The following is a 13535-nucleotide window of genomic DNA, read 5'->3' on the forward strand; positions in this document are numbered from 1 at the left end:
ACCTCAGACTGATCAGCTTGTATGGAATCACCGTCGCACCCAGGGCGGGCAAGCCCTGGCGGGTGAAACCGAATGCCGCCGGTGAACGACGTCGGTGAGCCGTGTGCGGGAGAACCGCATGCACGGTGTGCGCCGTGAGGCGTTTCGTCATATCCCCGACGCAGTTGGGAGGAACTCGGAGGAATGTTCCTGGGTCACCTGCCTTACCTGGAGGGGAAACCTGAAGGGGACAAGAGCATGGCAGGAAAGCGGTGGCCGTCTGGAGGCGTCCAGGGCGGGGTGCCGCAAGACCCGCGCGATAGGGCCAAGGCTGGATTGCTTGAAGTCCAATCTCCAGTGGTGAGAGTGCGCACCCACCGGAATGACGCTTGGAACCGGTGCCGTGTCATGTCCCGGCATGAACCCGTGGGTCGGGACAGCCTCCGTGGCGCGGAGCGCCGCCCAGCGAGGGCGGTCAAGGAGATGAGTGGGCGGCCTACGTCGTGCTCGATACGTATGACGAAGACGTACCGCGGGATCGCCTACGGGGCGCGAGCCCTATGGCGACGGAGTGCCCGTAGTAGTCGCAGGAGTGACGACCTGCCTGGGAGGCCGGGAAAGCCGGGCCGCAGGGCGAAGGGCACAGGTGATCGAGATGTTCAGCGCTGGGAGGTATGCGTAATGCAGAGCGCCGCAGCGGTGCTGGACATCATCGGTAAGCGTGGTGAACGAGGTCTGCCGGTGGAGCGGTTATATCGGCAGATGTTCAACCGGGAGTTGTTCCTGATGGCCTACGGCAAGTTGTACTCCAATGCGGGGGCGATGACGCCGGGGGTCACCGGGGAGACCGTGGACGGCATGTCCCTGGCCAAGATCGAGACAATCATCGACGCGTTACGCGGTGAGCGGTATCGGTGGCGGTCGGTCAAACGGGTCCATATCCCAAAGCAGAACGGGAAGATGCGCCCGCTAGGACTGCCGACCTGGTCGGACAAGCTGGTCGCCGAGGTGGTGCGACTGCTGCTGGAAGCGTATTACGAGCCCCAGTTCTCCGACCGCTCGCACGGTTTTCGTCCCCGCCGGGGCTGCCACACCGCGCTGAGCGAGGTGGTGGAGGTCTGGAAGGGGACACACTGGTTCATCGAGGGAGACATCTCCGACTGTTTCGGATCTTTAGACCATGAGGTGATGGTCGGGATTCTGGCGGAGAAGATCCACGATGGCCGGTTCCTGCGGCTGATCGGCCACATGCTCAAGGCCGGATATCTGGAGGACTGGCGATGGCACCAGACGCTGAGTGGTGCGCCACAAGGCGGTATCGCATCGCCCGTCTTGTCGAACATCTACCTTGATCGGTTCGATCAGTACGTCGAACAACGGCTGCTGCCCGAGCACAACCGCGGCCGCCGTCGTCGCACTAACAGGGCATACGAAGTCGTCGAGAACGCGATCGCGAGGGCCCGCAGGCACGGGGATCGAGCCGAGGTGCGCAGGCTTACCCTGCACCGCCGCCAGCTCCCCAGCCAGGACCCTGATGATCCGGATTACCGGCGGCTTCGCTACGTCCGCTACGCCGACGACTGGCTGCTGGGGTTCGCCGGACCCAAGCACGAAGCCGAGCAGATCAAGTCGAAGATCGCGACGTTCCTGCGTGAGGAACTGAAACTGGAACTGTCGCCCTCCAAGACGCTGATCACCCACGCCGCCAGCCAGGCGGCGCGTTTCCTCGGCTACGACATCCGGGCCCAGCACTCCGACACCAAGATCTCCCGCAACCGGCGGGCGGTCAACGGAGCGATCGGCCTGTTCGTGCCCAAATCCGTCATCAGGCAGCGGTGCGCCCTCTACATGAGCAAGGGGAAACCAGCCCAGCGCGGTGCTCTGATCCGGGACGACGATTTCACCATCGTCGCCAAGTACGGCTCCGAGTACGCCGGGCTGATCCAGTACTACCTGCTCGCCCAGGACGTCTTCCGGCTCGGCAGGCTCCGCTGGGTGATGGAGACGTCCATGCTGAAGACGCTGGCGGGGAAACACCGCAGCACGGTTAACGCGATGGCTCGAAAGCATAAAACCACCATCGAGACACCAGCGGGACCGCGCACGGTCTTCCAGGTCATCGTCGAACGCGATCGGGGCAGGAAACCACTGGTCGCCCGCTTTGGCGGGACCCCGCTCAAACGAGTACGCACAGCCGTCCTCACCGACCGGCGTCCGGTCATGGCCAGCACCAAGCGCAACGAGCTGATCCATCGGCTTCTTGCCGGACGCTGCGAGCTCTGCGAGTCCACGGAGGCCCTGGAGGTCCACCACATCCGCAAACTCGCCGATCTCAAGCAGCCGGGGCGCCGGGAGAAACCCGCCTGGATGCACCTGATGGCCATGCGACGGCGCAAGACGCTGGTGATCTGTCGCCACTGCCATGAGGACATCCACGCCGGGCGGGCCACCATGCCTTACCCGAAATGATCACTGGAGAGCGGGGTGCGGGGAAAGCTCGCACGCCCCGTTCGGGAAGAGACCGACGGAAAAGGACCTGGCCATGGGCACCTCGCCGGCGGTCGACTTCACTCGATGCGGCGGGAGCTGGAAACGGAGCCACGAACCTGGCCATGGCCATCGGGGAGAGCACAGCCGACCGGGAAACCGGCGGAAGAAAGGCCCCGAGTCCTACCGCCAGGAGACGCTACCGCGCCAGCTCCCGACCCTACATCCTCACGCCGCCTGCGCAACTCGGTGATTCTGGAGGACGGCGATGGCCTTGCACAGGTGGCCGGCCTTGCTCGGACTGCAGCGTAGCTTGCGGAGGATCTTCCAGCTTTTCAGCTGGGCGTTCGCGCGTTCCCCGGGACCCCGAAGCTTGGCGTGAGCGCGGTTGGCCTGCTTCTGGGAGGCAGGCTTGTTCTTGCCCTTGTACGGGGTGAGCACCGGGCCCTCGGCTCCCTGATACGCCTTGTCGGCCAGGGTGATGATCCCGGCCGTCTCCAGCGCGCGCAGGATGCCCCAGATGCGGGCGGCGCTCAGATCGTGGGCTTTGCCGGGCAGGGCTCCGGAGGTCCACAGGATCGTCCCGTTCGGCGAGGCGATGACCTGGATGTTCATCCCGTGTACGCGGTGCTTGCCGGAGAAGTAGGGCCGGTCGGCGGCGATTCGGTCGATGTGGATCAGGGTGCCGTCCAGCACCAGGTAGTGCAGCCCGTCCCGCTTCGCCTGGCGCAGCGCCTGCCCGAGCTTGGGCGAGCGGGCAGACAGCAGCGCGACCGTCTCCTCCACATACCGCCACGCGGTCGCCGTCGACACTCCGAAACCGGCCCAGAGCTCGGTGAACGTCTCGCCCTTACGCAGGTAGACCAGCACCAGCAGCGCCTGCTGCCCCGGGTTGAGCAGCCGCCAGGCCGACCCGATCGCCTTGCGGTGCCGGCGGATCACCCCGGCGACGTAGTTCAGCGTTGCACGCGACAAATCGATGGCGGCGCGATAGAAAAGCATCCGAGGCCCCTGGTTGTGACGGATCTGGTTGTGGTGATCAATCCGTCTACCAGGGGCTTCTTACGTCGTCAGGCGAACACCACAGTCGCGATCATGCTGTGACCAGCACCCCGCCGCCAGGGGATGCAAAAGCCTCGCTGTATGTCGGTCTGGTCGGAGTGAGCAAGCCTCCCGGCCTATTCGCCCCCAGGGGACGCGCCTGGCGCGTTTGCCTGCCTTTTGGCCGGGACCCCCGTGATTCATATCTGCGCGGGGTACTGCTCTAATGCCTGCCGGTGGACCTTCGGACGCACGAGCGCCAGGCGCTGGCGACCGCTCACCCAGCACCACCAACGCCAGGACAACGCCCGCAAGCAGCACCGTCATCTCCGCGACCAGGCCGCACACCTCGCTCAGGCAGCCGGGAAGTTGGCCCTCGACCTGCACGCGGAAGACCTCGCCCTGCCCACCCAGCAGACTGGCTGGAAATCCGGGCCGATCGCCGGCTACACCGCCCCCGCGCTGCTCCTACTCGCCCAGGCCCGCGCCGTCCTGGCCGCGGCCGTCGCCGCCGATCGCGCGGCTGGCGCCACCTGGAACGAGATCGCCGCAGTCCTGGATGTCAGCCCTGACACCGCCGCCCGCCGCTACCGCACCTCACTACGGCACTCATCCTCACTTCTGTTGGCGTCACGAATCAGAAGGCTGGTCATCTCCACGGCGAGAACGACGGCGGTATCTGTACGCCAAGGACTCGATCGTGAACGCAAGAAGAACGAGCATGACACCCAGGACGAGCCAGTGCTCGACCCACTGAGCGACGACACCCCATCCCCATGCCTTGACGGCCAGGCTTTGCGGGTTGCCCGCGACGATGCCGACGATGTGCGTGAACACGATCCAGGCGGCGGCGACTGCCGTCAGCCAGCTGATCCAGGCGGGGGATCGATCCGCCCCGATAGCGTTGCCCCTGCGTACCTGTGCGCGCGTCGCGCTAAGTAAATTTCGATCTGCCATGAGATCAATATGGCACGTCGCCCTTCCGGGCAAAAAGGGGCTCTTCGCGGTTGGCCGGGCCAGCGTTGTCGAGTGATCACGATGGGTGATCGTTTGAGGTGACGATAGGTAACCAGGGGTGGAATGAAGAGCACCCGCGGTGGTAGATCATGTTCTCGCTGAAGAAAAAGATCACAACCACACAGCGGGTGCATGGAGCAGGAGACGGGATCGGCCTTGCTCGGGCTGATCGGCGTTGCGGTATTCGAGGTGGAGCACGAGGCTGACGGCGGTCGGATCGTGCACGTCATTCCGGACCGGACGGGGCGGCCGTTATGTCCGGACTGCCGTCTGCCGGCAGGTCGCGCCAAGGAATGGGTGCGGGCGCAGGCCGCGCATGTGCCCATCGGGCTGGATCAGGTCGCACTGGTAGTGCACAAGCGGCGCTGGCGGTGCGCGACGCCCTGGTGCGGGCGTGGCTCGTTCACCGAGCAAGTCCCGCCGATTGCCTGCGCGGCCCGGATCTCCGAGCCGTTACGGGACCAGGTCGCCGTGGAGATCGGTGATCAGCTGCGGGCGGTGGCAGAGGTCGCGGCCGCGCACCGGATGAGCTGGCCCACCGCGCATGCCGCCTTCGAGCGGGTGGCGGATGCGCTGCTGGCGCGCCCGCCGGCGCCGGTGGCCGTGCTGGGGATCGACGAGACCCGCCGCGGCAAGGCCCGCTACCGGCTCGACGAGGAAGGCCGGCGGGTGCTGGAGGCCGACACCTGGCACACCGGGCTGGTCGACATCGGCGGTGGCCAGGGACTGCTGGGGCAGGTCGAGGGCCGCACCGCTGAGGCGGTGACCGGTTGGCTGGCCGCACAGCCCGCAGCCTGGCGCGAGCAGGTCGAGGTCGTTGCGATCGACATGAGCACCTCCTACGCCAAGGCGGCACGGACCGCGCTGCCGCACGCCCGCCTGGTCGTGGACCACTTCCACGTGATCCAGGCCGCCACCAAGGTCATCAACCTGGTCCGCCGCCGCGCCATTCACGCCCGCTACGGACGGCGCGGGCGCAGCGGAGACCCGGAGTACGGCATGCGCCGCACCCTGCTGCGCAACTGGGAGGACGTACCCGATCAGCGGATCGCCGCGATGTGGGAGACCTTCCTGGCCGCCGGCGCCCCCGGCGAGCAGGTGCTGGCCTGCTGGGTCGCCAAGGAACAGCTCCGCCACCTGTTCCGGGCCACTTGCCCCAGCCAGGTCCGCGACCGGCTGGCCACCTTCTTGTCCTGGTGCGCCGATCACGACCACATCCCCGAACTGGTGGGCCTGGCCCAGACCGTCAGCACCTGGCGGCACGAGATCGCAGACGCCGTCCTGCTCGGCGTCTCCAACGCCGCCAGCGAAGGCACTCACCGCATGATCAAACTGGTCGGACGCATCGCCTTCGGTTTCCGCAATGCCGCCAACCAGCGCCGCCGCGCCCGCTACAGAGGTTGAAAGTTCGGGGTTTCATGTCGATCTCGGGTTCGTGATCAGGCCGGTGTGTGTCAGGAAGGCGTCCAGGAGGTCGGGGCGGTACTGCAGTTGCTTGAGTCGGCTGCGAATGATCGCGGCGAGGTCGTCGAGGGTGCAGGGGGCCAGGTTGCCCAGGCTGCGTTTGAGGTGTGACCAGACGGTTTCCACGGGGTTGAGTTCGGGCGCGTAGGTCGGTAAGTAGAACACCGTCAGCCACGGGCGCGCGTCGATCAGAGTGCGCATCGCTGCGTCGACGTGGGTGTTGACGTTGTCCCAGATCAGCACGATCGGTCCGCCGAGCTGCTGGTGGGCGGCGTCCAGCAGGCGGGCGTAGTCGGTCTCGTTGAACCCTTTGCGCTCGTTCTTGCGACGCCGGTAGATCCTCATGCGGTAGATCAGCCGGGTCCGCCGCCCCGGCTTGAGGCAGATCAGCCCGGCCAGGTTGACGCGCCCGGAGCCCTTGCCCGAGACGGTGACGGTCGGGGTGCGTCCACGGCGGGACCAGGTACGGGCCGCAGGTGGCCTCAGCGACTGGCCTGCTTCGTCGGCGAAGCAGAGCCACGCGTCCTGGTCCCGCGCCGTTGTTCCGCCAGCGGCCAGGTGTCCTTCACCCAGGTGGCGATCGCCTCTTCGTCACGCTCGATGGCGCGGCGCTGGGGCACCTGCGGACTCCAGCCCAGCCGATGCAGCAGATAGGAGATCCCGCGCGGGGTGTAGGAGACGTGGAACAACCTACCGACCAGCACCGTGACCCGCGCCAGGGTCCACCGCTGATCCTCGCTCCAGCCCCACACGGCCGGACCGGCGTCCAACGCGGCCTCCAACCGCTCCACCTGCGCGGCGTTCAGCCGGCACTGCTGTCCGCCAGGCCCCTTCGACACCAGCGCCTCGGCTCCTGCCGTGCGCCAGGCCTGGTGCCAGACATAGGCCGACTTGCGTGAGACCCGCAGCTTCCTAGCCACCTGAGGCGGCGACATGCCCGCGGCGAACAGCCCGGCAGCCTCCAAGCGGACTTGTTCACGCTTGGCTCGCGCCGCCGGGGTCAGACCACCACCATCCGGATAACGCATCCCACCGGCATACTCCCGAACCCCGTCGCGAGCACGCAACCACGCCGTGTTACCTCAGACTTTCAATCGCTGTACGTACCTCAACAAGATTAATCCGCCAACCACCGAAAACCAGCACAGTACTTAAGCTCAAAACTTCCGGCGCATCACACTAGCAACGGCGCCATCGACACCGCCGTGGGAGAATGCAATGCCTACGGGGCTATCACGGCGAAGCCGACAGCGCGCACGCGTCCTCGGGTCACCGCACTGAGCTTGGCAGCGTTTCACGCGGATCGACGTTCGCCGAAGGGGGGCCGGGTTCCAGGCCCCCTTCACGCGTGTAGTACCAATCGCGCCTTATCGTTTCCCGGTTCGGTAGTTCCGCCTCCAGATCGAGGAGATGATTGAGCAGCCGCTCGCGTACGTCCCGCCGCATCGCCTCGAACCTCACTTCCAACTCCTGCTGGTAGGCGGCCAGTGAGTCAGCTGGAAGGCCCTCGTCCCAGTAGCCGTTGTACAACGACCGCAGATCGCGAAGACATCTCGCCCACTCCTCATCGACGATGAGCCGCGCGTCGCTTCGAACCTGCTCACGCATCGCACTGCCGACAGGTCCCACAGCCATGGCCTCTAATTCCGTCGCCTGGCGCGGGCCGATCATGGCGATGACCACAGCCAGTGGATCACGACCTTCGATAAGGCGGCGACGTCCGGCATAGAACCTTTCACGGAACGCCGAGCCTACCGAGGCGTAGTCGAACCCCCTGCAGCGCAAATCGACAACATTCCGATGGAATCTTCGCTTCATACGGCCGAGCGCCTTGGTGGCCAGCCATCCGGTGATTGGGTCGGGACTCGACTTCACGACCCCGTTGAAACGGCTCCGAGAGGGGATCCAGTTTTCGTCCAGTGAGAGGAAGAAGCGGGTGTCTCCGCGCGACCCCGCGAGTTCCCTGGTCCGCGCCTCCAGCCATCCGGACTCCAGGCATTCCGCGCCGAGCACCGCCAGGCCACCGGCATCGATCACGCGCTGCCGGTCGTCGGCCCAGGCCGGTAGCAACCGCCTCCGGGCAGCCGCGAGGGCATCCACCCAGGTGGCGGATATCGTGGCGACCGGATCCAGACCCGAGGCCAGCACCTCCTCCTCCGCCAGCCAGTCCAGGTCGCCGCCCAAGATGACTTGACGGTCCTGTACATGCTCGCTCAGCAGCGTCACCGCCCCTGGTCGCCCCGCGTGCGCCAGTGGCCGCTCAGGGTGTAGCGAGGTCGCCGTGAGGCCCTGGGCGGCCAGCAGTTCGCGCAGGTGCGCGACGGTGCTGGGCGCGTCCACCCTGATCAGCACCGGCCTGCCCGCGGCGTGGTAGCCGGCGGTCGCCTCGACGAGAGCCTGGAGTTTGGAGTCCGTGGTCGCGTATATCAAGTCGGGGTGGTCACGCCGGTCGGGCCGCTTCTGCGCGGTAGTGGCCTCGACCGGTAGGCCGTAACCGTGCGCGATCCGACCGGCTTCCGTCGCGACCGTTGCGGTCACCCCGGCGAGGTGCGGATACATCCGCAGGTATTCCGCCAAGGCGATCGACGCCACCACTTTGTCATTGACCAGCAGGGTCAGCTGTGTGGATACGAGAAGAACCTGATCGGCCTCGGTCACGATGGCACGTCGCAGGTCGCGTTGGACGCGCCCCCCTGGCCCGGACACTCTGTTATCCGTCAGATAGTCGTAGCCGAATTGGATGGGCGGTCCCACGGTCACATCGGCTCCGTAGGCCGCGCGCCGCTCTTCGTCGTCCAAGTCCTGGGTGAGCGTAGCCACCGTCAATCCGAGGAATGAGCACACGTCGGTCGTCCGTGGTGCGCCGTCACCGGTCATCACGTGCACACTGCGATCCTCGAGCGCACCAAGATAGACGGCGATCGCCACCGCCGCGGCGTGATCGTGGATTTCCAACACGCACCGTCCGTGTAGGGCGATGCCAGCCCAGAGCTCATCAGGGGAGCAGCGGTGCCGGGAGACCCGCCAGAACGCTTCGCATGCGACTGCGAGCGCCTCCGGCAGCAGATCATCGACGAGCTCACCTGCGGCCAGCCGACTACGGAATCACGCGGTTTGCCGTGCCAGTTCTCCGTCTGACATTCCCGACATGCGCTTCGCCAACCGGTCTATCACCGGCATGTAGCGCTTGCATAGCTGCCGCTTCGACGGACGCGTATGCCTCACGAACTGACCTCTGATGTACGCCATCCCGAACTGGTATCGAGGAATGCACTTCCTCGCACTCCCCGAGTGCATGTCTCCTGAAGGAGGACCGGGCCAGCGTGAGCCCTTTTTGGCCGAGGAAGCAGCAAAAGAGCTCACGCCGCCGACTAGAAGTCGCGGTTTTCGATCTCCACGGTACCCGTGGCACTGTCGGCGGCCGCAGAAGCCATCGTCCATCCTGCGAATCCGCCGACGAAGCTTCCGGCCGCGACCAGGATTACTGCAATTCGCCGCATGGAGTTTCCTTCGAGTTCTGAAATTATATCCGACACTGAACGCTCGCATACCCTCATCCGAGGGAGCAAGCCGGTCACCAGCCAACTTCCGACGCTTTCCTGCCAAAGGCCAGGTCAGAATCCCTCGTCAGAGAAAGGAACGGAGCCCGGATCGCGCCCACCTGCTGGGCGTCGTAGCTCTTCATAGGTTAAGAAGTAGAGCCGGCTCGGGCTGGTTACGTGCCTTTCTCTACTGGTGGGCATGCATGTTGGGATAAGGTCCTCGGATCGTGGTGGCCTGCCAGTGATCTAGATGAGCTCTTGCCGACGGGGTTTGATCCATGGTCCGGGTGACCGGGGGGTACGGGATCTGTCGTCCTTGGCAGGGAGGCGCGCATGCCCGCCGGCCTTATTGCGCAGGAAGCACAGGTTGGCCGCGAAACGTAACAACGAACTGTTGCCGCATCGCAGCGGAGCCTCTGGCCGAGGCATCTGCTCCGTCCCTCCTTCGGGTCTGCCGCCCCGCCGACGAAGTGATCACCTTAATCTAGCAATCGTCCGCTTACCTCGTGCAACAGGCTCGGTGGTGGCGCCGGACAGACCCGGCCACGAGCTGCGCCCATACGATCAGGACCGCCTGCGGCTGCCGCCCTCCTTGGCACAGGCCGCGAAGTGAGCCGGGGTCTGCGGCGGAGTAATGGTGTACCTGGAAGAAGGGACTCCATGCGGATGACCGCTCCCCCCAATACGCCGGAAAGGCTGGACGACGCCGAGCTCATCGAGCAGTCACGGCATCGGCCCGAGTCTTTCGCGGCACTGTACGACCGCCACTTCGGCGACATCTACCGCTATGTCGCCGCGAGGGTCGGGCCGCAGGTCGCCGATGACCTGGCCTCGGAGACGTTCCTGACCGCGTTTCGCAAACGACATAGTTTCGACCCCGACCGGGGCGTGGCGCGCCGCTGGTTGTACGGGATTGCCACCAACCTCCTCGCTGGCCATCGCCGCAGCGAGACGCGTCGGCTGGAGGCGCTTGCCAGGGTGCCGGCGGACGATCCGGGCGAGGGCGAGCACTCCGACCGGGTGGCGGCGCGGGTGACCGCGGCCGGCTCCCGGCGCCGGCTGGCCGCGGAACTCGGACGGCTGCCGGACGGCGAGCGGGACGTGCTGCTTCTGGTCGCGTACGGCGACCTCAGCTACGACGAGATCGCCCAGGCCCTCGACATCCCCCTGGGAACGGTGGCCTCCCGGCTGAACCGGGTGCGCAAGAAGCTGCGCGTGGCACTGAATGACATCATCGCCGAATCTGGAGGATCTGATGGATGAGCTGCGGGAGGGCGAGGGTTCGCCGGATCTGGTCGAGCCGCGCCAGGTGGAGGCGGTCCTCGACCTGCTCGGGACGCACGAACCTTCCCTCGACACCGTCATCAAGGGACGCGCCCGGCTGCTGGCCGAGGCGACCGCCACGACCACCGCACCCGTCCACGACCTGAAGCCCGCGCGGAAGAGGCGGCGCGGCCGGCTGGTCGGCGCCGGGCTGAGCCTGGCCGTGGCCGCCGCGGTCGCGGTGGTGGCGCCCGCGATGCTGTCCGGCGGGCCCGTTCCTCTGACGCCCCAGCCCGGCACGTCGTCGCTGGCGGGTGCGCCGAGCGCCCGGCAGATCCTGCTCGCGGCGGCCGTCGCCGCGGAGAAGGAGCGGGCGGCCGGTGACTACTGGCGTACCGTGACGGTCAGGCGATGGACGCTGACCGATCCCACCCGCGCCTACGTGATCGAGGCTAGCCGGTCGAAGGAGTCGTGGCTGGCGGAACGGCCGGGACTGCAGAGCTGGTGGATCGACCGGTATCTCGGCGCCAAGCCCGCGACCCCGCAGGACGAGGCGGCCTGGCGGGCCGCGGGCGCGCCCACGAGCTGGCGATACCCCAAGGACATGGCGGAGAACCTGTTCGCCGTCCCGTCCGAGCCGCTGGAAGCGGCGGCGGGCGAGGAAACGGCCACACGGCTCCGCGGCGGCTGGAAGGGTACGGGCGGCATCCTGACGGCGCAACCGATCACCTGGAAGGACCTGCGCGCGATCCCGGACGATCCCGACCGGCTCCGGGCCTACCTCCAAGAGCGCGTCACCCGGCTGCTGGCGGACAGCAGCGGGATCGACAGGCAGGAGGTGGGGATGCGGCATCTTCGGCAGGGCTGTGTGGAGCTCATCAGCACCTTGCCCGTCTCAGGCGAGGTGCGTGCGTCCGCGTACCGGATCCTCGCATCGTCGCCCGGCATCCGGTCAGAAGGGGAGGTCACCGACCCGCTGGGCCGGGACGGGCAGGCGCTCAGCTACGAGGAAGAGATAGAACCGGGCCTGCTCACCACGACCCAGCTCGTCGTCGATCCCGACACGGGCCGGTCTCTCGCCGAGACGCGGACGAACACCATCACTCTGGCGAACGGGCGGCGGACGGAGATCCGCAGCTCCACCGCCCATCAGGTGGCCGGCTGGACCGACGAACGCCCCGAACTGCCCGCCCGCCGAAACTGACCCGTACGCCCACCCCGGGGCGAGGAGAAGAGTTCCACCGATCCGTGACGAGCCCTTGGACGCGGGCACGACCGACGCGGGCAGGACCGATGGGGCGTACCCGCGCGGTGGTGGAGCGCCCGGCGGGTCGCCCGGAGGGACGGCGGGTATCGCGAAGTCCTCCGGAATCACGTCGGCCCTGCCCGCGCACCCGCCGCGGCTAACGGATGAGCGGCCAGCATGACCAGGGCGAACACTGCCACCGCTGTTGTTCTCAGTCGCACGCCGGGTACGCGTCAACACCGACGGCGGTATAGGTCGCCGGCGTCGACAAGACCGGCCCGCATGCTGTCCGCCACGAGAACATCAGCTTGCTCACGCAGATGGTCGCCGATCTGGGAGCCGCCCGGGTCACCAAGCCGGAAGCTCGCTGACCAGGGCAGCCGTCGCGTCGTGGACCCGGAGTGGGAACCCCTGGCCCACGACGCAGCCCGGTGGCGTGGTGCTCCCCAGCAGGAGGGTCGAAGATGCGCTTGGCGGTGTGCCGCTGCTTGAGCGGCGCGTTGAGGTCCGCCCGTAACATCTGATCGATCAGCGGCTTGAAGGTCCCATCGGGACGGCCGGGTGGGCAGCGCCTTGCGCTGCTCGGGCCATACCGAGGCCAGCGCCTTCTCTACGGTGCGAATGCCCACGTTGTGCTTGCGCCAGATGCCGATGAGCTCGCTCTTTGATGTGCCGTCGCCGGGCTGACCTGCGTGGATGATGGGTCGTGCGATGTGGGGGTGACACGGCTCATGGGACTCGGCCGCTGCGGGTCCCTCGGTATGGCCGAAATCAGTCAGATCTCGTCGTTGCCCCTGGTCGACGAAGCTGGCAGCCCCCAGCGGCGGGGCAGCGGGGTGAATCCGCTGGTGGCCGGGGGTCGCGGGTGACGACTTCGACGTCGATGCCCGCCTTGGCGGCGCCGTGGATGACGGTGGTGCGGTATGGCCGAGCGCACCCTCGGCTGGCTTACGCTGGACCGCCGCCTGGTCCGCGACTACGAGGCTCTGTCCGGTCGCTCCGAAGCCATGATCCACATCGTCGTGATCGACTTCATGACCCGCCGCCTCACCGGCGAGAACACCCCCGTGGCGCGGGCCCTGAACCCCGGGACAGACGGGATAAAGCGCCCACTCATCTGCTTCTCCGACCTCCTGTAAGAAATCGGTAATGATCACAGTCGGACTCTATGGCTCAATGTGATCTGTCCCCCGGTGGGACTTGACCATCAACACGATGCGGGAAAGAGAGGCACAAGTTGGCAGGACGCAAACATCTGGCCGTCGGTTTGGCCGTGACGGCACTTCTCATGCTGACACCCGGCCACGCCGCCGCCGGGACGCCAGGGTGGGAGACGCTGCCCACACCAAACCCCGGCACCGGCCACAACAGGTTCTTGGACGTGTCCGCCACCTCCGGCAATGATGCCTGGGCGGTCGGACAATACGAGGTCAAATCACACGTGCCCCGCTACGCGCTTGCCGCACACTGGGACGGCACGACGTGGCGTAACGTCG

The 13535-nt window shown here is 66.7% G+C and carries 11 protein-coding genes and 1 pseudogene; 7 read left to right on the forward strand and 5 right to left on the reverse strand.

What is annotated here, in order from left to right; genetic code table 11:
- Positions 1–660: 660 nt before the first annotated feature.
- Positions 661–2448: a reverse transcriptase domain-containing protein gene (locus ACTWPW_RS59595; protein ID WP_443174308.1), complete on the forward strand. Its 1788-nt coding sequence runs from the start codon at positions 661–663 to the stop codon at positions 2446–2448.
- A 246-nt stretch (positions 2449–2694) separates the two neighbouring features.
- On the opposite strand, the gene ACTWPW_RS59600 is transcribed toward ACTWPW_RS59595, so the two are convergent.
- A complete protein-coding gene (locus ACTWPW_RS59600; protein ID WP_443174309.1) occupies positions 2695–3468 on the reverse strand; it encodes a transposase family protein in 774 nt (257 codons plus the stop codon).
- A gap of 408 nt (positions 3469–3876) precedes the next feature.
- On the opposite strand from ACTWPW_RS59600, the gene ACTWPW_RS59605 reads away from it, so the two are divergent.
- Positions 3877–4449 (forward strand): hypothetical protein, encoded by a 573-nt coding sequence (locus ACTWPW_RS59605; RefSeq protein WP_443174310.1) that lies wholly within the window; start codon positions 3877–3879, stop codon positions 4447–4449.
- 207 nt (positions 4450–4656) lie between these two features.
- On the forward strand, positions 4657–5928 hold the full coding sequence (locus ACTWPW_RS59610) for an ISL3 family transposase (protein WP_443174311.1): 1272 nt from the start codon (positions 4657–4659) through the stop codon (positions 5926–5928).
- 12 nt (positions 5929–5940) lie between these two features.
- Here the strand turns inward: ACTWPW_RS59610 and ACTWPW_RS59615 are convergent, their stop codons facing one another.
- The 4 genes from ACTWPW_RS59615 to ACTWPW_RS59630 form a co-directional block, all read right to left on the reverse strand.
- Positions 5941–6561 (reverse strand): IS630 family transposase, encoded by a 621-nt coding sequence (locus ACTWPW_RS59615; protein WP_443174317.1) that lies wholly within the window; start codon positions 6559–6561, stop codon positions 5941–5943.
- On the reverse strand, positions 6471–7016 hold the full coding sequence (locus ACTWPW_RS59620; protein ID WP_443174312.1) for a winged helix-turn-helix domain-containing protein: 546 nt from the start codon (positions 7014–7016) through the stop codon (positions 6471–6473). Before ACTWPW_RS59620 ends, ACTWPW_RS59615 begins: the two co-directional genes overlap by 91 nt.
- Before the next feature lie 241 nt (positions 7017–7257).
- Complete coding sequence (locus tag ACTWPW_RS59625) at positions 7258–9081, reverse strand: preprotein translocase subunit SecA (protein ID WP_443174318.1); 1824 nt, start codon at positions 9079–9081, stop codon at positions 7258–7260.
- A gap of 278 nt (positions 9082–9359) precedes the next feature.
- Entirely contained in the window at positions 9360–9488 is a 129-nt protein-coding gene (locus ACTWPW_RS59630) for a hypothetical protein (RefSeq protein ID WP_443174313.1), read from the reverse strand.
- Positions 9489–10190: 702 nt separating this feature from the next.
- On the opposite strand from ACTWPW_RS59630, the gene ACTWPW_RS59635 reads away from it, so the two are divergent.
- The 4 genes and pseudogenes from ACTWPW_RS59635 to ACTWPW_RS59650 all read left to right on the forward strand — a co-directional run.
- Positions 10191–10793, forward strand: a complete 603-nt coding sequence (locus tag ACTWPW_RS59635) for an RNA polymerase sigma factor (protein ID WP_443174314.1) — start codon at positions 10191–10193, stop codon at positions 10791–10793.
- Positions 10786–11997 (forward strand): CU044_5270 family protein, encoded by a 1212-nt coding sequence (locus ACTWPW_RS59640; RefSeq protein WP_443174315.1) that lies wholly within the window; start codon positions 10786–10788, stop codon positions 11995–11997. The genes ACTWPW_RS59635 and ACTWPW_RS59640 overlap by 8 nt, the downstream gene beginning before the upstream one ends.
- Positions 11998–12962: 965 nt before the next feature.
- The gene (locus tag ACTWPW_RS59645) at positions 12963–13178 is read left to right on the forward strand and encodes a hypothetical protein (protein ID WP_443174316.1); all 216 of its coding nucleotides are present in this window, start codon (positions 12963–12965) and stop codon (positions 13176–13178) included.
- Between the two features lie 98 nt (positions 13179–13276).
- Positions 13277–13535: pseudogene (locus tag ACTWPW_RS59650) on the forward strand (hypothetical protein); the annotation flags it as partial.

The sequence above is a fragment of the Nonomuraea sp. KM90 genome (assembly GCF_052246675.1).
In the GTDB taxonomy this organism is placed as follows: Bacteria; Actinomycetota; Actinomycetes; order Streptosporangiales; family Streptosporangiaceae; genus Nonomuraea.

Bases quoted from the DNA above. Each gene is read 5' to 3' on its own strand.
- ACTWPW_RS59635 (WP_443174314.1), top strand. From the start codon at position 10,191: ATGCGGATGACCGCTCCCCCCAATACGCCGGAAAGGCTGGACGACGCC.
- ACTWPW_RS59610 (WP_443174311.1), top strand. From the start codon at position 4,657: ATGGAGCAGGAGACGGGATCGGCCTTGCTCGGGCTGATCGGCGTTGCG.
- ACTWPW_RS59645 (WP_443174316.1), top strand. From the start codon at position 12,963: ATGGCCGAGCGCACCCTCGGCTGGCTTACGCTGGACCGCCGCCTGGTC.
- ACTWPW_RS59620 (WP_443174312.1), bottom strand. From the start codon at position 7,016: ATGCGTTATCCGGATGGTGGTGGTCTGACCCCGGCGGCGCGAGCCAAG.
- ACTWPW_RS59630 (WP_443174313.1), bottom strand. From the start codon at position 9,488: ATGCGGCGAATTGCAGTAATCCTGGTCGCGGCCGGAAGCTTCGTCGGC.
- ACTWPW_RS59595 (WP_443174308.1), top strand. From the start codon at position 661: ATGCAGAGCGCCGCAGCGGTGCTGGACATCATCGGTAAGCGTGGTGAA.
- ACTWPW_RS59600 (WP_443174309.1), bottom strand. From the start codon at position 3,468: ATGCTTTTCTATCGCGCCGCCATCGATTTGTCGCGTGCAACGCTGAAC.
- ACTWPW_RS59640 (WP_443174315.1), top strand. From the start codon at position 10,786: ATGGATGAGCTGCGGGAGGGCGAGGGTTCGCCGGATCTGGTCGAGCCG.